At 59.9% G+C, this 20,480-nt stretch carries 14 protein-coding genes and 1 riboswitch; of the genes, 7 read left to right on the top strand and 7 right to left on the bottom strand.

Annotation, left to right across the window (positions count from 1 at the left end):
• Positions 1-125: 125 nt before the first annotated feature.
• The gene (locus QP978_RS00360) at positions 126-1,511 is read right to left on the bottom strand and encodes a dipeptidase (RefSeq protein ID WP_070605355.1); all 1,386 of its coding nucleotides are present in this window, start codon (positions 1,509-1,511) and stop codon (positions 126-128) included.
• 378 nt (positions 1,512-1,889) lie between these two features.
• On the opposite strand from QP978_RS00360, the gene groL reads away from it, so the two are divergent.
• Complete coding sequence (gene groL / locus QP978_RS00355; protein WP_147719461.1) at positions 1,890-3,515, top strand: chaperonin GroEL; 1,626 nt, start codon at positions 1,890-1,892, stop codon at positions 3,513-3,515.
• Between the two features lie 340 nt (positions 3,516-3,855).
• Here groL and QP978_RS00350 read toward each other — a convergent pair whose 3' ends face one another.
• The gene (locus tag QP978_RS00350) at positions 3,856-4,332 is read right to left on the bottom strand and encodes a DIP1984 family protein (RefSeq protein WP_070437789.1); all 477 of its coding nucleotides are present in this window, start codon (positions 4,330-4,332) and stop codon (positions 3,856-3,858) included.
• A gap of 152 nt (positions 4,333-4,484) precedes the next feature.
• On the opposite strand from QP978_RS00350, the gene ppk2 reads away from it, so the two are divergent.
• Complete coding sequence (gene ppk2 / locus QP978_RS00345; protein WP_005510168.1) at positions 4,485-5,384, top strand: polyphosphate kinase 2; 900 nt, start codon at positions 4,485-4,487, stop codon at positions 5,382-5,384.
• Between the two features lie 280 nt (positions 5,385-5,664).
• Here ppk2 and QP978_RS00340 read toward each other — a convergent pair whose 3' ends face one another.
• Positions 5,665-6,786: a Dyp-type peroxidase gene (locus tag QP978_RS00340; protein ID WP_284856716.1), complete on the bottom strand. Its 1,122-nt coding sequence runs from the start codon at positions 6,784-6,786 to the stop codon at positions 5,665-5,667.
• 193 nt (positions 6,787-6,979) lie between these two features.
• Positions 6,980-7,178, top strand: a riboswitch (cobalamin riboswitch).
• Positions 7,179-7,217: 39 nt separating this feature from the next.
• On the opposite strand from QP978_RS00340, the gene metE reads away from it, so the two are divergent.
• Positions 7,218-9,527: a 5-methyltetrahydropteroyltriglutamate--homocysteine S-methyltransferase gene (gene metE, locus QP978_RS00335; RefSeq protein ID WP_070429770.1), complete on the top strand. Its 2,310-nt coding sequence runs from the start codon at positions 7,218-7,220 to the stop codon at positions 9,525-9,527.
• Positions 9,528-9,812: 285 nt separating this feature from the next.
• Here metE and QP978_RS00330 read toward each other — a convergent pair whose 3' ends face one another.
• The 4 genes from QP978_RS00330 to QP978_RS00315 form a co-directional block, all read right to left on the bottom strand.
• Positions 9,813-13,859, bottom strand: a complete 4,047-nt coding sequence (locus QP978_RS00330; RefSeq protein WP_070653279.1) for a Pls/PosA family non-ribosomal peptide synthetase — start codon at positions 13,857-13,859, stop codon at positions 9,813-9,815.
• Positions 13,856-14,674: a MarR family winged helix-turn-helix transcriptional regulator gene (locus QP978_RS00325; protein ID WP_070437796.1), complete on the bottom strand. Its 819-nt coding sequence runs from the start codon at positions 14,672-14,674 to the stop codon at positions 13,856-13,858. Before QP978_RS00325 ends, QP978_RS00330 begins: the two co-directional genes overlap by 4 nt.
• Positions 14,675-14,831: 157 nt before the next feature.
• On the bottom strand, positions 14,832-15,128 hold the full coding sequence (locus QP978_RS00320; RefSeq protein WP_016421494.1) for a rhodanese-like domain-containing protein: 297 nt from the start codon (positions 15,126-15,128) through the stop codon (positions 14,832-14,834).
• Positions 15,129-15,281: 153 nt separating this feature from the next.
• On the bottom strand, positions 15,282-15,755 hold the full coding sequence (locus QP978_RS00315; protein WP_049194061.1) for an inorganic diphosphatase: 474 nt from the start codon (positions 15,753-15,755) through the stop codon (positions 15,282-15,284).
• Positions 15,756-15,879: 124 nt separating this feature from the next.
• Here QP978_RS00315 and dacB point away from each other — a divergent pair, with 124 nt between their 5' ends.
• The 4 genes from dacB (at position 15,880) to hpt (ending at position 20,465) form a co-directional block, all read left to right on the top strand.
• Positions 15,880-17,364, top strand: coding sequence for a D-alanyl-D-alanine carboxypeptidase/D-alanyl-D-alanine endopeptidase (gene dacB / locus QP978_RS00310; protein WP_284856715.1), 1,485 nt, complete (start codon positions 15,880-15,882; stop codon positions 17,362-17,364).
• Positions 17,365-17,412: 48 nt separating this feature from the next.
• Entirely contained in the window at positions 17,413-18,693 is a 1,281-nt protein-coding gene (locus QP978_RS00305) for an amidase family protein (protein ID WP_016421492.1), read from the top strand.
• A complete protein-coding gene (tilS, locus tag QP978_RS00300; RefSeq protein ID WP_224783774.1) occupies positions 18,686-19,759 on the top strand; it encodes a tRNA lysidine(34) synthetase TilS in 1,074 nt (357 codons plus the stop codon). The genes QP978_RS00305 and tilS overlap by 8 nt, the downstream gene beginning before the upstream one ends.
• Positions 19,760-19,880: 121 nt before the next feature.
• Positions 19,881-20,465, top strand: a complete 585-nt coding sequence (hpt, locus tag QP978_RS00295) for a hypoxanthine phosphoribosyltransferase (RefSeq protein WP_005510094.1) — start codon at positions 19,881-19,883, stop codon at positions 20,463-20,465.
• Positions 20,466-20,480 lie beyond the last annotated feature (15 nt).

Raw genomic sequence — 20,480 nt, 5'->3', positions numbered from 1 at the left:
TGTCGGCCTCCACCGGGGTTCGTAGCCTTCGCTACTCGAATAAGAATGTTCTGCTGCATGGGTCGAACCTTACTACAGAAAAAAGATGTGACACAAGTCATTCAGCCAATATTTTTGGCTTTGACTTAAATTCCGTTGACGGAAGCCAAGAAAACTGCCTCGCCAATAGCGATGTCGCGAATCTCGTTCGGGTCCACCGACTCGTCGGCCGAGTGAATGCGGGCCTGTGGCTCTTCCACGCCGTAGAGCGCGATGTCAGCACCTGGTACGGCCTCCAGCAAAGTGGCGCACAGAGGGATCGAGGCGCCCTCGCCCATGCTTGCGGTTTCCTTGCCGTAGGCGGCCGACAGGCTGTCGGCAACCAGTTGCACAACCTTGCCCTCAACATTGGCCCGGAATGGGTTTGCCAACTCGTCGCGCTCAACCGTCACCTTCACGCCCCACGGAGCATGTGCGCGCAGGTGATTTTCCAGTGCGTCCTGTGCTTCGGCCGGGTCGACGCCGCCTGGGATGCGGAAGTTGATGTGCGCCATAGCGGTCGATGAGATTGCATTGACAGCATTGGTCGCTGGTGGACAATCGATTCCGGTCACAATCACAGACGGACGAGCCCAGGTCAGGTCGGAGACGGAAGTGTCCTCGTTGCTAATCAGGTCTACGCCGTCAAGCACACCCGCATCGGCGCGGAAAGTTTCTGGCGCGTAGTCCAGGCCCTCCCAGCGTTGCGAGCAGTCCAGGCCATCAATAGAGGTAAAGCCATTTTCATCGCGCAGGCTGTCGAGCATACGAATCAGCGCCGCGAGTGCATCCGGAGCCGCGCCGCCGAACATGCCCGAGTGAACAGGCTGTTCCAGCGCATTGACGCGAACTTCCACATCGGCGGTGCCGCGCAGAGTGGTTACGAGTGTCGGTTGGCCAACCTCGGCATTGCCGACATCCGCAATGAGGATAACGTCGGCGTCGAAAAGCTCCGGCTGCGTGGCGATGAGGTTGTTCAGGCCCGCCGATCCGCGCTCCTCGGAACCTTCCACGATGAGCTTGATGTTTGGCATATCGACGCGGCCTGCAAGCGCGTCGTCACGCAGCGCGCGCAGCGCAGCTAGGTGCATGACCACGTTGCCCTTGCAGTCGGCAGTACCGCGGCCGTACCAGCGACCGTCGCGCTCGTCGAGCGTCCATGGATCTGCGGTCCAAGCGGATTCGTCGCCCGCCGGCTGGACGTCGTAATGGGAGTAGAGCAGTACGGTCTTCGCGCTTTCCGACGACCCGGGGACGAAACCCGACAGAGCAATCGAGCCGTCGACGGTGTGGTGCGCCTTCAGTTCGATGTCCAGCTCTGCGTACATCTCGGTAACCGCCTGAGCTGCGTCAATGCAAGCCTGTTTGGTTTCTTCGGTGCCGTGTACGGAGGGGAAAGCCACCAGCTCGGTCAGCTGGGTGCGGATGGTCTCGCGTTGGCTGGAGATGTGGTCTCGCAGGGCGTCCGTGAGTTCCTTATTAATAATGCTCATGTGCGACAGTGTAGGCGCACAACCACGATGGCGTTGGGAGTGACGTCGGGAGTGGTATTGGCGTTGGGAGTTGCGGCGCTTAACCTTGCACTCGATGGGGTTGAGTGCTAAAAAAGTGAATTAGCACTTGCTCGAATTGAGTGCTAATAAAAACAACTTCACACCTTGTGTATGTGTGCGTTGTATGCGAGTTGCAGCAAACTGCAGCACATACTGCAGCGCAGGCTGAAACAAGTGTTGCAAAGTCGTTAAAAAGTACAGTGTTGACTCCGGTGATGGAGAGGGCGGCGCTTCCCTCGAATCACATGCCGTCGCGGGCGCCTGGGTCAACTTCCAATGTAAGTGCCACATAAATAGACGGAGGATTCTTCAAACCTCATGGCTAAGATGATTGCATTTGACGAGGAGGCCCGCCGCGGTCTCGAAACGGGTCTGAACACCCTGGCAGACGCTGTCAAGGTTACGCTGGGCCCGAAGGGTCGCAACGTAGTCCTCGAGCGCAAGTGGGGCGCACCGCTGATCACCAACGACGGTGTCTCCATTGCACGTGAAATCGAACTTGAGGATCCTTACGAGAAGATCGGCGCTGAGCTGGTCAAGGAAGTTGCCAAGAAGACCGACGATGTCGCTGGTGACGGTACTACTACCGCTACCGTTCTGGCTCAGGCTCTGGTTTCCGAGGGTCTGCGCAACGTTGCTGCTGGCTCCAACCCGATGGGCATCAAGCGCGGCATCGAGAAGGCTGTCACGGCTGTTACCGAGAAGCTCCTGGAGTCCGCTAAGGACATTGAGACCAAGGAGCAGATTGCTGCTACCGCTGGTATCTCCGCTGCTGACCCGGCTATCGGTGAGCTGATTGCCACCGCTATGGACAAGGTCGGCAAGGAAGGCGTCATTACCGTGGAAGAGGCCAACACCTTTGGTCTCGACCTGGAGCTGACCGAGGGTATGCGCTTCGACAAGGGCTACATCTCCGGTTACTTCGCCACTGACATGGAGCGCCAGGAGGCCGTTCTGGAGGATCCGTACATCCTCCTGGTTTCCGGCAAGATCTCCAACATCAAGGACCTGCTGCCGCTGCTGGAGAAGGTCATGCAGTCCGGCAAGCCGCTGCTGATCATTGCTGAGGACGTCGAGGGCGAGGCTTTGTCCACCCTGGTCGTCAACAAGATTCGCGGTACCTTCAAGTCTGTCGCTGTCAAGGCTCCGGGCTTCGGTGACCGTCGTAAGGCAATGCTGCAGGACATGGCTATCCTGACTGATGGCCAGGTCATCTCCGAGGAGGTCGGCCTGTCGCTCGAGACCGCTGACCTGCCGCTGCTGGGTCGCGCTCGCAAGGTTGTCGTCACCAAGGACGAGACCACCATCGTCGAGGGCGCTGGTGAGCAGTCCGCTATCGAGGGCCGCGTCAACCAGATCCGCGCTGAGATCGAGAACTCTGACTCCGACTACGACAAGGAGAAGCTGCAGGAGCGCCTGGCTAAGCTCGCCGGCGGTGTTGCAGTTATCAAGGCTGGCGCCGCAACTGAGGTCGAGCTCAAGGAGCGCAAGCACCGCATTGAGGATGCCGTCCGTAACGCAAAGGCTGCTGTGGAAGAGGGCATCGTCGCAGGTGGCGGTTCCGCACTGCTGCAGGTCTCGCACGTGCTTGACGACGAGCTGGGTCTCGCCGGCGACGAGGCAACCGGTGTCCGCATCGTGCGTGCGGCTCTCGCAGCTCCGCTGCGCCAGATTGCTCTGAACGCTGGTTTCGAGGCCGGCGTCGTTACCGAGAAGGTTGCTTCCCTGCCGCAGGGTGAAGGCCTGAACGCTGCTACCGGCGAGTACATCGACCTGATGGAAGCTGGCATCAACGACCCGGTGAAGGTTACCCGCTCCGCACTGCAGAATGCCGCTTCCATTGCGGCTCTGTTCCTGACCACCGAGGCTGTTGTCGCTGACAAGCCGGAACCGGCTATGCCGGCAATGCCGGGTGGCGACGAGATGGGCGGCATGGGCTTCTAAAAGAGGTCCCAACTGCTTGAGTTAGCCTTAAAAGTCGCCGCTGAGGGGTGTCCCTCAGCGGCGATTTTGCTCTGTAACTTGAGAAAGTTTAAGTCCCCGAACCCACCCTCGTCGCATCAGATGCCTCAGCGCTTGGTAGTGAAAAATAACCGATGATCTGTACCCATGTACGCAATGCCGAGGACTGTCTGTTATTAATCCTGCTGCCTCAGTACAGGTGAGATCTTTAGGTGTCCCTTTAAGGCCAGAGACAGGCCGTCGCGCTCGCCGACAATCTGGATGCAACTACCGACTTATCAAAGTGTGAAATTCTTCTGGTCTCGCTACCGAACCCTGCTTGCTATTCGGCCGGCTTATCCGCGGCCTCGATAAGCTCGGTTGACCAGTTCGCCTGCTGAATACGGGTATCCAAGTCCCGGTATTCCTTCGCCGCCTTGTCGGCTTTCTGGCGCAGCGACCGGATATCCACAGTGGCGACATAGCGAATCTCCGAAGCTGAGTATCGATCCCGCCGACCCGAGCCCTGATCGGCTGCGGAGGTGTAGAACCGCCGCCGTGTTAGCAGGTGGTCGCGCTTCGCAAGTGCGTCGCTAAGCGTTCCGTCCTCGAAGGCAGTAGCGGAATTCGTTGCGTTAATCGAGCGCACCAGCCATTCGAAGCGCGCCATCAGACGCTCGGCTTCGGCAATAAGCGCTTGCGGATCTTCATCAGGCGTATCGCCTTCCTGCACCTGCGCTACTAGTGAAAGACGGCGATTAATCTCAGCCAGCCGGTCGGAAACTTCGGATCGTGCGGCAAGAGCTTCGGATAACAACATGGCATTTATTGTACGCGCAGTGCTCATCGACGGTCGCTGCGTGCATCCCACCCCTCAATTTCGGTAAGACGGAACGTTAACTGCTGGGAAATTGCAGGTAAGGGCACCCGCATGGGGGACGCGTGGCAGAGAAATTCAGTAGGATAAGGGGTATGGCTGACAAGAATGAAGAGGAATTCCACATCGTCGATTTGGCGAAGACCGAAGGTTACGTCGTCGATGATTCTGATGAGGACGATCCGGTACTGGTCACTCCAGACGGTGAGCGGGTTGATACCTGGCGCGATGGCTACCCGTACGAGGAGCGCATGACTCGTAAGGAATATGAGTCTATTAAGAGGAAGCTGCAGATTGAGCTTCTGAAGTGGCAGAACTGGACCAAGGAAACTGGTCAGAAGCACATCATCCTCTTCGAAGGCCGTGACGCCGCTGGTAAGGGCGGTACCATTAAGCGCTTTAACGAGCACCTGAATCCGCGTGGTGCTCGAACTGTGGCTCTGGAAAAGCCGTCGCCGCGTGAGTCCACCTCGTGGTACTTCCAGCGCTATATTGAGCATTTTCCGTGCGCTGGCGAAATCGTCTTCTTCGACCGTTCTTGGTACAACCGTTCGGGCGTTGAGCGCGTGATGGGTTTCTGTACTGAGTCTCAGCATGCAGAGTTCCTGCGTGAGGTTCCGATGCTGGAGAACATGATTCTGGGCTCCGGTATTTCGCTGACCAAGCTGTGGTTCTCGGTGACCCAGAAGGAGCAGCGCACTCGCTTCGCTATTCGCCAGGTCGACCCGGTACGTCAGTGGAAGCTCTCTCCGATGGACCTCGCATCGCTGGACCGTTGGGGTGACTACACCCGCGCGAAGGAAGAGCAGTTCCGTTACACGGATACCGATGAGTCCCCGTGGATTACCATTAAGTCCAACGACAAGAAGCGTGCCCGCATCAACGCGATGCGTTATGTGCTGAGCAAGTTTGAGTACACGGAGAAGGACCACGAGCTGGTCGGTACTCCGGATCCGAAGATTGTTAAGCGTGGCCGTGACCAGATTGGTGACTAGTTCGGTGGTCCGTGACTGACAAAGTTCTTGTCTAGAAGAAACGCCCGCAGGAGTGCTCAGGCACTCGGCGGGCGTTTTCTTATGGCTGACGGCGGCGTGTGACGACGCCGGGGCGATGCCCTTATGGCTGGCAGCGGCGGGGCGATGCGAGTTAGTGACTGAGTTTATGTCAAAAACGGCCAGAAAATTGGCCCGAAAGTGTCATAAACTAGGTCAGTTTCACATTTGCAGCCCGCCAGCTTTTTAGTCCGTCAGACTTTAGCCTGCCAGCTTGCAGCCTTTACCCCTCAATCAGCTCCTGGCCCCAGTAGGAATCGGGGGTGGTTCCAGGAGCAATCCAGTACACAGCGGAGCCGATATGGCGGTTCCACTCATTGAGCAAATCGCCGCGATCCAAACGGGCCTGGATTGCGCTGAACTGGTTGTCCGGGTTCTTCTGGAATGCAACCCAGACCAGGCCAACGTTCGGTCCTTCGAATGGGAAAGCTGGCTCACCGGGCTGGTCTTCGTATGCATAGGCGCGGCGACGCAGGGCGTCGTCAGGCTGGCCATCCTGCTCACGGGACAGTGCCAAGTGAGACTGGCGGTGGATGAGGTACTCGCCCTGGTCATCGACGGCGTCCATGTCCTCTTCATCGAACTCGTCGTTACCGCCGGAAAGAGGAGCGCCGGTGTGGAAGTCACGACCGATAACGATGGAGCGTTCGTCGGTGCTGAGCTCCTCCCAATTGTTCAAGTCGAGCGCAATACGGCGAACAACCATCACGCAGGAGTTGTTAATCGCCTTGTCCTTGGAGTCGATCCACACCTGTTCGGACCATTCATCTGGAGTGGACGGGTTGACGGTGCCGTCAAGCTGACCCAGCGGATTGCGGGGAGTAGCGCCGTGTGGTTGCGAACCCCAGGCGTAGGAAAAGCCTTTCTGGAACCACTTCACGCGAGCCCACGGAGCCGCTTTCTTCTCCAGTAGACGGGACGCGGCCGTAATGGTGACGAGGTCATCACCGCACAACTGCAGGGCGAAGTCAGACTGACCCCACTCAGGGCGGAGCATGTCATGCTGGAATGACGGGATATCGTGCAGACCAGCCGGCTTGCGCCCTGGTTTGCCGAGGACGTCGAAGATGCGCTCACCGAAACCGGCTGTGATAGTCAGGTTTGCAGTGGCTGCAACCATTTCCGGTTCCAGATACCCCTCGATGTCCTGGCCTTGGGTGAGGCGGCGGGCAACGTCGGTAAGCGAGGAGAACAGTTCCTTCAAATCTGCTGCGTCGATGCCGTCCTTCAAATCGAATGCGACGAGGCGGAGATGTGCTTGGCCGGGCTGTTCAACGCCTGACTGGACCGGGCCATCGAACGGAATCTTGGCGCCCCTCAGGGAAGGTCCGGAAGCCTGTGTCACTCGAGGTCACTCCTTGAAAAGAGGTAGAATAAATAGCTTTTATGACTACGAGCTTAATCACTTTGGTCCCAGCAGGAGAGCATCAAAGCAAAGGCTCGGGGAGGGGGCTAAGTGAATGAGATATTTGTATATTGCGATATACTTCACATCCACAGCCGCCTCGAAGGTGTTCATTAAGGAAAGTGCTGCATATCGCACGTTTTCCGCGCAAGGTGTGTTTTGAGCCTAGCGCGCATAAGGCCTTCGAGTTATGCAGGGGAATCCCGGTGCAAGTCCGGAACTGTCCCGCAACGGTAAGCATCACTGCCAGAGCTTTGGTTTATCCGACGCGTTGATAACCAATCTTTTCAGTGATGACAAGTCCGAATGCCTGCCGGTTGTGCAATTTCATACCCGATGCTGATCACGACTGACGAGGAAATCACGAGATCATGGCAATTCACGCAACCCTCGCGGGCATTCCGCGGATAGGGCGTAATCGTGAGCTCAAAAGAGCTCTGGAAAACTACTGGCGCGACCCGGCGACCGGCGGCCTGCTGGCCGCGACGGCGCGCAACACTGTCAATAGCTACATTGGCGCAGCGCTGAAGGCAGGAATCGACTCGGTTCCGACAATTGGGCGCTCGTTCTACGACTCTATGCTGGATACATCGGCGCTGCTCGGAGTGCTTCCAGCCCGCTTCCAGAATGTCCCGAAAACGGACGGTTCCAACCTACCGGAATGGATCAACCACTACTTCGCCGCCGCTCGCGGTACGAAGACGCAACCGGCATCCGCAATGACCAAGTGGTTCGACACCAATTACCACTACATTGTTCCGGAGCTGTCAGCCGATACTGAATTTACCTCTGACCTCACTGACTGGTTGGATGATTCCTGCAGCTTAAACAATGGCGCCACCACCATGCTGCGCCCTCATTTGATTGGTCCTGTGACCTACTTGAGCCTGTCGCGTACCGACGATGATTCGAACCCACTTGGCCTTTTGGAAAAGTTGACCGATGCGTACGCGGAAATCATCGCTCAACTGGGGGATAAGGGCTTTGAGTGGATTCAGCTCGATGAGCCAGTATTGGTCACTGACCTCGATGAAGTGACTCTTGCTAGGACTCGTCAGGCCTACGAGAAGTTGGCCGGCGTGGCGGAGTCTGCGAATACCAAGTTGTGGGTGCAGACCTACTTTGGTGATGGTGATCAGGCGCTGGAAACCCTTTCTGGCACAGGCGTGCAGGCCATTGGTTGCGACCTGGTAGCAGGTAGCTTTGAGTTGCCGCATTGGACCGGCAAGGAACTGCTGGTTGCGGGCATTGTTGATGGGCGTAATGTGTGGCGCACCGACTTGGATGCAGCCCTGGCGACGCTGGAGAAGCTGGCAGTCCGAGGCCCCATCGCGGTGTCGACTAGCTGTTCGCTGCTACACGTCCCGTACTCCCTGGCCTCGGAAAACCCGAGCGAAGAAGATGCCGAGGTGCTGCAGTGGCTGGCCTTCGGGGATGAGAAAATCGGCGAGGTGACCCTCTTGGCGAGGGCGCTTGATGCCAGGTTGAATGACCGCCAACTCGATGCCGCGGATTTGAAGGCGTTGAGGGAGTCCCGGGCAGCACTGGCATCAAGGGCAGAATCGAAGCGGATTGTTAAGCCTGAAGTTCGTGAAGCTTTGGCAGCAATCGAGGAGAGCGACCGGACTCGTTCCTCGTTTGCAGCTCGCCAGGCGGCTCAGGCTGAGGCCCTTAACCTGCCTCCGCTGCCGACCACCACAATCGGTTCCTTCCCGCAGACCAATAGCATTCGTCGTGCACGTGCGCAGTTGCGCGCGGGAGAGCTCACCCCAGTCGACTACGAATCAGCAATGCTCGCTGAAATTCGATGCTCCATTGAGCAGCAGGAAGAATTGGGACTCGATGTGCTCGTTCACGGCGAACCTGAGCGCAATGACATGGTGCAGTACTTCTCGGAGCAGCTGGACGGCTACCTCGCGACCGCCAATGGCTGGGTCCAAAGCTATGGTTCCCGCTGCGTGCGGCCGCCGATTCTCTACGGTGATATCACCAGGCCAGAGCCAATGACGGTGCAGTGGTACAAGGCAGCGGCAAACATGACTGACCTTCCCGTCAAGGGAATGCTCACCGGGCCGGTGACCATGTTGGCATGGTCGTTTGTCCGTGATGACCAGCCCATCGGTGACACTGCGGATAACGTTGCGCTGGTTTTGCGCGATGAGATTGCAGATCTCGTGGCCGCTGGAGCGCAAATCGTGCAGGTCGATGAGCCAGCCATTCGCGAGTTGCTGCCCCTGAATGAAGCGGACCAGCCCGCCTACCTGAAGTGGGCCGTAGGTTCCTTCCGTCTGGCTACCTCTGGTGTGGCTGACGACATTCAGATTCACACGCATATGTGCTACTCGGACTTCAATGAGCTTATCGACACCGTCGATGATCTCAACGCCGATGTCACGTCCATCGAAGCAGCTCGCAACGGTATGCAGGTGCTCGCAGCGCTGAAAGATGAGGGATACGTTCGCGGGATTGGTCCAGGTGTCTGGGACATCCACTCGCCTCGCGTGCCGACGGACGGAGAAGTCAACCAGCTCGTGGAAGATGCGCTTGAAAGCGTTGACCCCAACCTGCTGTGGATTAATCCGGACTGTGGTCTAAAGACCCGAGGTTGGGAAGAGGTTACGGCTTCACTGAAAGTATTGGTAGCCGCAGCTCAGCAGGCTCGGTTGCAGCTAGCAGAGTAAGTCGCGAACTGCATAGCCGCAAAATAAATAGTGGGTTAAGTAGCAAAAAGTGTGTCCGCTCGGCGTGTCGCCGGGTGGGCACCTTTTGCTACTTAGCCCTACTTAGCCCCAATGCGAGTTAGTGACCTCGGTTATGGCTGGCAGCGGGCCAATGGAGTTACTGACCGCGTTTATAGCAAAAATTGTCCGAAAAATGGCTTGAAAGTGTCATAAACTCTCACAGTTTCACATTTGCAGCCCGTTGTGCCTACCAGGCTCCTACCTAAGCCCCCCACTCAATCCGGGCTACTTCTTGGCCACCACTGGCTCAATTGGGTTACCTCGCCAGGAGGTGTGCGCAGGAACATGGTCACCGCGCATGACGAGAGAACCGGGTTCGACGCGGCAGCCGTCGTCAAGCACAGATGCCGGCAGTGCGACTGAGTGCGGTCCCAGCACGGAGCCGTGTCCGATGTGGACGGTGTCGAGCGTCATCACACGGTCGGTGAACAGGTGCGTCTGAACGACACAACCGCGGCCGACAGAGGCACCCCGCGCGATGGTGACCAGGTCGGTCTCGGGCAGCCAGTACGTCTCCAGCCACACGCCGTGGCCGACGTTTGCGCCGAGCAGACGCATCGCGCGTGCGATACCGCCGGTGGCCATCGCCGGGTTCAGGTACCACGGCGCGGCGACCATTTCGACGAATGCATCCTGCAGCTCGTTGAGCCAGACGAACTTGCTCCACAATGGGTGATCACCGGGCTTGTGCTTGCCGACGCACACCCACTTGGCCACGACCGTGACCAACAGCCCCAGCACACCAACAATCAGCAGCACGGCAGGGGAGAGCAGCCACGCGACCACCAGGCCGAGCAGGGCAGCGTTGACGCCACCTGCAGTGACCAACTCCGCGGTGAACATGCCAATTCCCTGCAGACTCAACAACGTGATTGTTGCCAGCATGAGAGAGACCATCGGCGCCAGGATGCGCAGCGTTTCGACAATGCCGCGGGCGACCTTCAATCCCGTAGTCGGACGGTAGGTCTGCGCTGACTCATCGCTGGAGACGGTGCCCACGCGGCGCATGCGCTCTGGCGGCGAACCCCACCAGTTGGAGCCGGACTTGGTCTTCTTCGGGGTAGAGGACAGCACGGCCACCAGCGAGTTCTTCGCCAGCTTGCGTTCCGGAAGCGTGATGCCGGAGTTGCCCAGGAAGGCGCGCTTGCCGATGCGGGAGTCGCCCACCAGCAGCCAACCACCGCCGAGCTCGTAGCTGCCGACCATGGTGTCGTCAGCCAAGAAGGACTCGTCCTTGACGTGCAAGAACTTCGGAATACCGATCGCGGTGGAGACTTCGCTGTCGTGACCAATTTGGGCGCCCAGTGCACGCAGCCACAGCGGCGTCAGCATGGAGGCGTAGATGAAAAATAGGTCGTGACGGGCAGCGTCCATCAGGCGAATTGTCGCCCAGGACTGCCAACCCACGCGCGAACGCACCGGGAACACTCCCGGCTTCAGACCGATGCTGAACAGGCGCACGAGAATCAGCGTCAGCAGGGCATACACCGCAACACCGACGAAGGTGGCGGGAATAGTCCACAGCACGGCACTGCCCAGCGTTGACCAGAGATTCGAGGTGGCTAGCTCGGTGGTGCCGTCGATAAGCCCCGTGCCCCAACCGATGACAGCAGCCATCGCGACCGCAGCGGACAGCGGCACCAATGTCAGCAAGACAGCGGTGAGACCGTAGATAGCCACCCAGTGGCGGCGAGCCGGCGGAACTTCCTCCGGGAAGCGGTGCTTGGACCGACCGACCTTGCGAGCCGGGGAACCCGACCAGCGCGCGCCAGCCTTGACCTTCTTCTCGCCGGTGACGGTGGAACCCGCCTCGATGTGAGCGTCATTGCCAATACGCGCGCCGGGCAGCAGCGTTGAACGGGCACCGATGCGGGCGTGCTTGCCAATAGTGACCTCGCCGACGTGGACGACATCGCCATCGACCCAGTATCCGGACAGGTCTACCTCCGGCTCGATCGAGCAGTAATCATCCAGTTTGACCAGACCCGTCACCGGCGGCAGCGCGTGCAGATTCACACCCTTACCAATGCGGGCACCCAGCATGCGGGCGTACCACAGCACGAACGGAGCGCCCGCCACAGAGTGGGCGCCAGAGCTCTCCGCCAGGCGTTCGGCCGCCCATAGCCGCAGGTGTACCGAACCGCCACGCGGGTAATCACCCGCGGTGATGTTGCGCGTGAGCAGGCGTGTCGTCGCCGCGTTGATGGGCATGACCCCCAGCGGGGTCAGGAACAGCACGGCCAGTACGGCCACCAACCAGCCTGGTAGCGCCAGCGGTCCGCCGATAACCCAGTTGATAATCGCAAGCCACGTTACCCAGCGCATGCCACGTGCCCACTGCAATGGCACCATGAGGCCCACCTGGGCCCAACGGGTCTTACGGGAGACAGGCGTCGGCTCGGGCACCTTTTCCAGGTGAGCGGTGGGGTCGCTGGTGTCGTCGGCAAGCATGTCGTCGCTGATGAAACCGCGCGCGACCAGCTCTTCAGCGAGATTTCCCAGGCGCGGGTGGTCGTAGAGATCGCGCACGGCGACCTGTGGGGCGCGCTGGCGAATGCGCGCAATGACGCTCGCCGCCGCCAAGGACGTGCCGCCCAGGGCGAAGAAGTCCGAGGCCGCGCCGGGCGCAGGTACGGACAGCACGTCCGCCCAGATGTCGGACAGCCACTTCTCCACAGGGCTCAGCTTGTCGACGTCGCCCTCACCCGCACGCGCAGGCAGGGGCCACGGCAACGCCGCCTTGTCGACCTTGCCGGAGGTACGAACCGGCAGCTCATCCATGATGTGCAGGCGTGGCACCATCGCGGCTGGCATGGCATCGCGGAGAGTGTCCATGCACTTGTCATAGTCCATGGCTGCGGCGTCGCCACCGGCGCCGACGTAGCCGACCAGGATGGAATCGCCAGCACCGGTCTTCTGCACCACGACAGTCGCCTGAGTAGCGCCGGGGAGGGCAGCCAGGTGCGCCTCGACCTCGCCGAGCTCAATTCGCCGACCGCCGATTTTCACCTGATCGTCGACGCGGCCGGTGAAGTACAGTCCGGCCTCGTCCATGATGACGTGGTCGCCGGTGCGATACGCACGCTCCCAGCCGAGGGCTGGCAGCGGTGCGTACTTCTCGGCGTCCTTCTCCGGATCCAGATAGCGTGCGAGTCCCACGCCGCCGATGACCAGCTCGCCCTTGGTGCCCGGTGGGACGGGGTTGCCCTCTTCGTCGATGACGGTGAGGTCCCAGCCGTCCAGAGGAAAACCGATGGTTACGGGCTTGCCGGGCTTCAGCTCGATGCCGGAGGCCACGACGGTGGCCTCGGTGGGGCCGTAGGTGTTCCACATTTCGCGCTCTGGGGTGGACAGACGCTCGACCAGCTCTTGCGGGCAGGCCTCGCCGCCAACGATGAGCAGGCGCACGCTGTCGAGCGCCTCGGCAGGCCACAGGCCGGCCAGTGTCGGCACCGTGGAAACAGCGGTGATGTGGCGGGAAATCAACCATGGCCCCAGGTCCACGCCGGAGCGCACCAGTGAACGCGGGGCTGGCACCAGGCAAGCTCCATTTCGCCAGGCCAGCCACATTTCCTCACAGGAGGCGTCGAAGGCGACGGACAAGCCGGCGAGAACGCGGTCATCCGGGCCGAGCGGTCCTTCCGGGTGGTTCGCCAAGAACCAGCGGGCCTCCGCATCGACAAAAGCGGCGGCGCTGCGGTGGGTGACCGCCACGCCCTTGGGCTTGCCGGTGGAGCCAGAGGTGAAAATAATCCAGCAGTCGTCGTCCGGAGTGGGCTCCTGCGAGATGATCTCGCGTGCGCTCGGCGGTGTCGGTTCCGTCTCTTCCTCGTCGGAGTCGGCATCGGAGTCCAGCGGGCGGGGGCGATTACGTGCCGTGGAGCCAGCCAAATGCAGGCCTTCAGCATCGAAGTAACCGGCGATACCGGCCTCGCCGAAGACCATTTCTGCACGCTCGTCGGGGTCATCCGCATCCACCGGAACGTAGGCGGCTCCGGCGGCCATGATGGACAAGATTGCCAGGTAGAGCTCGCGGCTTCCCGACGGCATCCGCACACCAATGCGGTCGCCGCGACGGATGCCCTGTTCGTAGAGCCACGTAGCTGTGGAATCAATCTCGTTGATCAACTCCGCATACGTGACGACAACCTCGCCGTCATCGATGGCCTCAGCCTCGGGGAACCTTCGCGCGGTCGCCCGGACAATGTCAATGAGTGTGCGCTCAAGCGGCTGTTCCGTAGCGCGTAGGAACTTCGCTTCAGTGGTTGTCACTTAGAAGACCCCTTCTTATTCTTCTTCTTGCGCTTTTTCTTCTTCGACTTCTTACGTTTAGGACGCGGGGCATCGCTTGACGACGTCGCCTGCGTCTTATTCTCCGCCATGTCCTTGGTGTCTGTCTCAGTGGCCGTGACCTCTGGGGTAGTGGTCTCGGGGTTCTTCGCGCCGGCATCGGTTTCGGGGCTTGCAGCGGAGTCGTCGGCAAGCGATGCAAGCAGCGCGCGTACCTCGGGTGCGCATTCGGCGACGGCGGCGCGTTCGGCTCTGCGGAGTGAGCGTCGCAGAGATGCGCGGGTGGTGTTGCCCGTTTCTGTCAGCGCGATGAGCTGGCGGCGTCGATCCTTGGAGTCTCGGGTGCGTTCGACTAGATTTGCCGACTCCAGAGAGTCAATCAGGCGAACCATGTCAGAGCGGTCCATGCCGAGCAGCGCGCTCAGCTCGGTTTGAGCCATGTCGCCGCCATCGGCGATAGCCTCCAGAACCCAATACCCGCGGATGGAAATCGACTCAATCTGAGTGCGGCCCAGAGCCGCGTTGACACTGGCGCGGACAGCCGCATCGAGCTGTGCCAGGCACCAGGACGCGGATTTGCGCAGGGCGGCCGGTGTGACGGCGAGTTCGCTTGCGGAGCCGGGCTTGCACTTGGACTTAGCGCTGGCCTTGTTTTTCGCTTTCGCTCCCTTGCGAGCCTTCTTCGCCTTGGTGCTGCTCTGTGCGTCGACAGCAGGCACCTTCGCGTCTACGTCGGGTGCCACACCACCGCTGGTGTCGGCTGAGTCCGCCGAGGAAAGTACGGATGAATCAGACATACTTCCCATACTAGACAATCTGGGGAACCATCAATAATGGGACATGGCCAACTAATAATGTCCCTGTTTGCCTGCGGATTGTTAGAAGGTCGGTGCTTTGGGGTGGGTAGATAAAAGAAAAACTGCCCTGCAGGTAGGCAGGGCAGTTGTAGTTGATTTAGTTGGCCTTCTCCATTGGGCGGCCGAAGTGCTCCCAGTCGATCATGCCGCCGGTGATGACGATGGTGTCGATACCGTTCTTCTCCAACCAGGAAGAAACCTGAGCGGCACGTCCACCGGAGCGGCACATCAGGTAAATGTCGGAATCCAAATCTAGCTCGCCGTAGCGGGACGGAATCTCTTCCATGGGGATGTGAACGGCGCCGGTGGCGTGGCCGTCATCCCACTCCATCTGTGAGCGGACATCAATGATCTGTGCGTCTTCGGGTACTTCAGATACGTTTACGGTTTCCATAGTGCGCACTATACGCAATCTGGCCTTATCGCCGGAAGCACAAAGGCCGCCGGAGGAAAACTCCGACGGCCGTAGCGCTGAATCACAGGAACTGCGTCAAAGGTGCGAGCCCCAGGAAGGGAGGTTGGCTAGCGCAATTCTTACTTGTGGCTCTTACTTGTGGCGCTCGATAGCCTCAGTCAGGATGCGCTCAGCCTCAGCCTTGTCGCCCCAGCCCGAACCGGAAACTTCCTTGCCCGGCTCCAGGTCCTTGTAGTGGACGAAGAAGTGCTCAATCTCGTCCTTGGTGAACTGGGAAACATCATCGATGTCCTGGTAGTGGTCGAAGCGGACATCATCCAGGACGCACAGCAGCTTGTCGTCGCCGCCGGCCTCGTCGGTCATCTTGAAAACGCCGAGCGGACGAGCCTTGACAATAACGCCCGGGAAAACCGGCTCCGGCAGGATCACGAGAGCGTCCAACGGGTCGCCATCTTCGCCGAGGGTTTCATCGATGAAGCCGTAGTCGGCCGGGTAGGCCATTGGGGTGAACAGGTAGCGGTCGAGGTAGACCTTGCCGGTCTCGTGGTCGACTTCGTACTTGTTGCGCTGACCCTTCGGGATCTCAATAGTGACCTCAACGCTCACGGCGATGACTCCTTATAATCGGTGTACACTTCTCTGACGGCTATCTTATGCGAAACCCGCTCAAAACCGTTTATTTGTGCACCTTAAGTGAGGTTTTGTTTCCAGGAAGAAGGTGTTTGTGACCGTGGGTAGTACCGACTCTGACAGCTCCAAAACCGCCGCTAAGGGCACGCAAAAATCGCCCAGTTCCGTAAAATCCGGCACATCCAAGAAATCGCGCGGACTGAAAATCGGCGGTGCCATCGCCGGTGTTCTCGTTATCGCAGCGGGCAGCGGCGTAGCGGTTGTCGTCAATAACAATCGTCAGATTGTTGTCGATGCACCGCCCGTGGTCAGTCATGTCTCTGCTCCTGTGACGGCGGCGCAGTCTTCGCTTGACGACGGCGCTCTGGCCCAAAAAGTCAGCGCCATCATGGACGCTGCTGCGGCCGATCCAGCCTTCGGTGAGCTGCATGGAATTGTTAGCGATGCTACGACCGGCCAGAAGCTGTGGGGGATCAATGACACCGCGGTGGCCATGCCGGCGTCCAGCATGAAGATTCTCACTGCGTCTGCCGCACTGTTGGACTTAGGTGAAGATCATCGGGTTTCCACCCGTGTCTCCCGGGTCACGGGCACTAATGACATCGTTTTGCACGGCGGGGGTGACCCCACCTTAAGCAAGGACGGGGAAGGGTTCTTCCAGGACTCGGCTTCAATCGCTGAGTTGGCGAAAAAGATTTCCGTGGTCATTCCGGAGGGGGTCGGCAAGGTTTATCTCGACAACTCTCTATTCACCGAGAGTTTCCACGAGACCTGGGAGCGTGCGGGGCTGGAGGACGGCTACATCGCACCGGTGGAGTCGGTGATGATGGACGCCGGTCGTATCGATCCGACGAATGAAGAATCGCAGCGCAGCGCCACGCCCGCCGCGGATGCCGCTGATGCACTGGCCCAGGCGCTTGGTGCGGAAAACGGAGGCAGCCTGAGGGATGCGGCCAAGGATGGTCAGTCACTGCCTCTGGATCCAGACCCCGTCGCGCTCGTGCAGTCGGCCCCGCTGGTTACCCGTGTGCACGAGATGATGAACTACAGTGACAACGTGCTCGCCGAGTCCATTGCCCGTGAGGTGGCTATCTCTCGCGGCCTGCCGCCGACCTTTGAGGGGGCCGCACGTGCCGTGCGTGACGCTCTCTCGGAGCACGGTTTTCCTCTCGATGGCGCGGTGCTGTCGGACTCCAGCGGCCTGAGCACGGATAACCGTATTTCTCCGCAGCATCTCTCCGAGGTGCTCAATTCGGCCGCGGGTCCGGTGGAATCGGCCGAGCAGGGGGGACTGGCGGAGTCGCAGGAGTCGTCGGAAAGCACTGCGTTGCGGTTGCGCCCACTGTTGGATAGCTTGCCAGTGGCGGCGGTGTCCGGCACTCTGGCGACGCGCTTTGCTGGTCAGTCCGGGGCGGGCATCGTCCGTGCGAAGACAGGCACGCTGAATAAAGCCTCGGCGTTGGCGGGATATGTGGTGACGAAGTCGGGACAGGTACTGACGTTCGCACTGATTTCCAACGAGGCGAGCCTGTTGCCGGCAAGAGCTGCGTCCGATAAGGCAGCGAGCGCCCTTGCGGATATCTAAACTGAGATTCATTTGCCACTGAAAATAATTTGAGGAGATGAATCCGCAATGGCCTCTCACACTTCCGCGATTAGGAACTTGCCAACCGTTCACGAGATTGCCGCACAGGTTCGCGAGGGAAAGCTAAGCCCGGTGGACAGCGTGCAGCGCAGTCTCGACGCTATCGCCAGACTGGATGGAGGGATTCATGCCTTCCGTGAAGTGTGGACGGATAGGGCTCTGCAGGCTGCGCGGGAACTCGAGCAAAGCGAGAAACTCTCGGAGTTGCCGCTCGCAGGTGTGCCATTTGCGCTGAAGGAAAACACCGCTCTAGAGAACCCGTTTGTCCAGCAGTTGACTAGCGCCGGTGCAATCGCGGTGGGAACTACGGTGAATCCGCAGTTCTGTACGTGGGGGACGACGACGCTGCCGGGACTGGCCGTCGACAATCCGATTCTGCCGGGGCACACTCCCGGTGGGTCCTCCGGTGGATCCGCAGCGGCTGTCGCCGCTGGGATGGTTCCGTTTGCGCAGGGCAACGACGGCATGGGGTCACTTCGTATCCCTGCAGCGTGCTGCGGGCTATCGACTCTGAAGGCGACCCCGGGAACAATGCCGGGGCGCGTGGGCGGCAATGACTGGTACGGAATGTCTGTCCAAGGGGTGCTCACAGTCAATAACGATGACTTGCGCCTGATCACCAAGATCCTCACAAATGGCATAGTGGATGCGGAGGACCCGGCGAAGACCCTGCCTGAAAACTTCGCAGTCAGCGTGGACACCACTGCGCCCGTATTCGGTTTGAAGGCTGCACCGGAGTACGTCGATGCGGCGCAACAGGCGGCGAGAGTATTCGCGGACAAGGGCTTTGCCGTCTCGGAAAAGAACATGCCGTACCCGCTGAACCCACTGCCGATGCTCGCGCGCTGGACTGCGGGGGTGGCGGATCAGCTTCGCGACGAGCCGCGCCCTGATCACCTGGAGTGGCGCAATCGAGTCCACGCCGGCATTGGTCGCTTGCTGCGTTTCACAATCAATGGCCGCCAAGTGGCACGCGATGGCGCTCGCATCGAGCGTGAGCTACCGGGTGACACCATCTTGATTACCCCGGCTCTGGCCAAGAACCCACCGCGAATCCGCGCGTGGCATCGCATGCCCTGGATTGTGAACCTGCTGTCCAATCTGCGTTTCACTCCCTACGTCTCGACGTGGAATTACCTGGGATTCCCGGCTGGCATCGTTGTGGAACCGACCTCTGGGTTGCCGGTGCAACTGATTGCGCGCCCGACCCAGGAGCGAATTCTGCTTACCGCGATGGAAACCATCGCAAGTGGTGGGCGCGTTGGCTAGACCTTTTTGGCCGGACCGCAGCCCTCATTTCCTCATCATTCGGCAAGCTGTCCGCGCGATAGTGCAGCAGGTGGGGCAGGAATTGGGCAGCGGTGTCGTCATTGGGCTTTCCGGTGGTGCGGATTCGCTGGCCCTGACCGCCGGGGCCTGTGCGGAAGCTCTCGGGCCCAAGGGTGCGCTGGCCGGCCGCAAAGTCCACGCCGTCGTAGTTAATCATCAGCTTCAGCAGGGCTCTGCAAAAGTTGCCGAGCGCGCCGCCCACATTGCTCGGGGGATGGGGGCTACGGCCGAGGTTATCGCGGTCGATATCAACAACAATTCCGACCGTGGTCCCGAATATGAGGCGCGTTTGGCACGACACGCAGTGCTACGGGAGGTCGCCCAATCTCGAGGTGCGGCGCTGATGCTCGCCCACACCTTGGACGACCAGGCGGAAACAGTTTTGCTGCGGCTGGCCAGGGGAGGCGGTCCGCAAGCGCTGTCCGCCATCCGCGACAACCTCACGTGGTCTGACGGGACTCGGATTCTGCGCCCGCTGCTCGGTGTGCGACGCTCAGATACTCAGCTCTGCTGCGAAGAGCTGGGCTTGAAGGTGTGGCACGACCCGCACAACCATGACGACCATTACGCCCGCGTCCGGGTTCGAAAGACGATTTTGCCGCTGCTGGAGCAGGAGCTGGGTCCGGGAGTTGCGGAAAATCTCGCTAAGACTGCGGCGATTGCAGCAGTCGACAATGACTTTTTGGACGCTCACGCCGATTCGGCTCTGCATGCGCTGCTGGGGGAGGAAGAGGCGTCGGCAAGCGGGAGCCTGTCTGTGCGAGGGGTGGCTGAGCTTGACGATGCCATCGCGGTGCGTGTCCTCGCACGTTGGTTGCGGCAGGCGGGTGCGGAGCCCAGCAGTAAACAGATCGACATGGTGATGGCGCTCGTGCACCGCTATCACGGCCAGGGCGAAGTGCCGGTGACCCGCGGTCGCGATGGTGCTGACAGAAATGCCAGGTTGGTCGTTGAGCGAAAAGATGGCACTCTACAATTGGTAATGAATCGTCCCGCGGTGCCTTAAGAAGGGTGCCGCAATCCAACTTCCGGCGGCTGAGAACAATCGGTTGCCATAACCCTGAACTTGCACTGGGGCAGTTACGCTCCATCGACACGCCGCCATAGAAGTGCGGAAAGGAAATGCGATGCATGATGTGAAGGATTTCAACGTCCCCGCAAACCCCTACGGCGATGAGGTAGAGGCAGTTCTCATTGGCGAAGAGGAGCTGCATGCTCGCATTGCCGAGATGGCGCATCGTGTGAATGAGAAGTACAAGGATGCCGACAGCGATCTGATTCTGGTCGCAGTGCTCAAGGGTGCGGTGTTCTTCCTGACTGACTTTGCTCGTCAGCTCAGCATTCCCAGCCAGATGGAGTTCATGGCGGTTTCCAGTTACGGAAACTCCACCTCGTCGTCAGGCGTGGTGCGTATTTTGAAGGACCTGGATCGCGATATTGAGGGACGCGATGTCGTGATTGTCGAGGACATCATTGACTCCGGCCTGACCCTGTCCTGGTTGATGAAGAACCTGCGCAACCGTAATCCGCGCTCCCTGGAGGTCATTACGCTGTTGCGTAAGCCAGAGGCTGTGCGCACCAGCCTGGATGTTGCGGATGTTGGCTTCGACATTCCGAACGAGTTCGTCATCGGTTACGGCCTGGATTACGCCGAGCGCTACCGCGATTTGCCGTACGTCGGCACGCTTCACCCGCGCGTTTACCAGGGCTAGGTCTGTCTTCGGCGC

This window comes from Corynebacterium sp. MSK035 (assembly GCF_030232615.1).
GTDB classification, from domain to species: domain Bacteria; phylum Actinomycetota; class Actinomycetes; order Mycobacteriales; family Mycobacteriaceae; genus Corynebacterium; species Corynebacterium jeikeium_D.
Note: the sequence above shows the minus strand (reverse complement) of the source record. Positions and strands in the feature narration are given on the sequence as shown.

Coding starts and splice junctions, on each gene's coding strand:
- QP978_RS00360 (WP_070605355.1), bottom strand. CDS start 1,511: ATGAGCATTATTAATAAGGAACTCACGGACGCCCTGCGAGACCACATC.
- groL (WP_147719461.1), top strand. CDS start 1,890: ATGGCTAAGATGATTGCATTTGACGAGGAGGCCCGCCGCGGTCTCGAA.
- QP978_RS00350 (WP_070437789.1), bottom strand. CDS start 4,332: ATGTTGTTATCCGAAGCTCTTGCCGCACGATCCGAAGTTTCCGACCGG.
- ppk2 (WP_005510168.1), top strand. CDS start 4,485: ATGGCTGACAAGAATGAAGAGGAATTCCACATCGTCGATTTGGCGAAG.
- metE (WP_070429770.1), top strand. CDS start 7,218: ATGGCAATTCACGCAACCCTCGCGGGCATTCCGCGGATAGGGCGTAAT.
- QP978_RS00325 (WP_070437796.1), bottom strand. CDS start 14,674: ATGTCTGATTCATCCGTACTTTCCTCGGCGGACTCAGCCGACACCAGC.
- QP978_RS00320 (WP_016421494.1), bottom strand. CDS start 15,128: ATGGAAACCGTAAACGTATCTGAAGTACCCGAAGACGCACAGATCATT.
- QP978_RS00305 (WP_016421492.1), top strand. CDS start 17,413: ATGGCCTCTCACACTTCCGCGATTAGGAACTTGCCAACCGTTCACGAG.
- hpt (WP_005510094.1), top strand. CDS start 19,881: ATGCATGATGTGAAGGATTTCAACGTCCCCGCAAACCCCTACGGCGAT.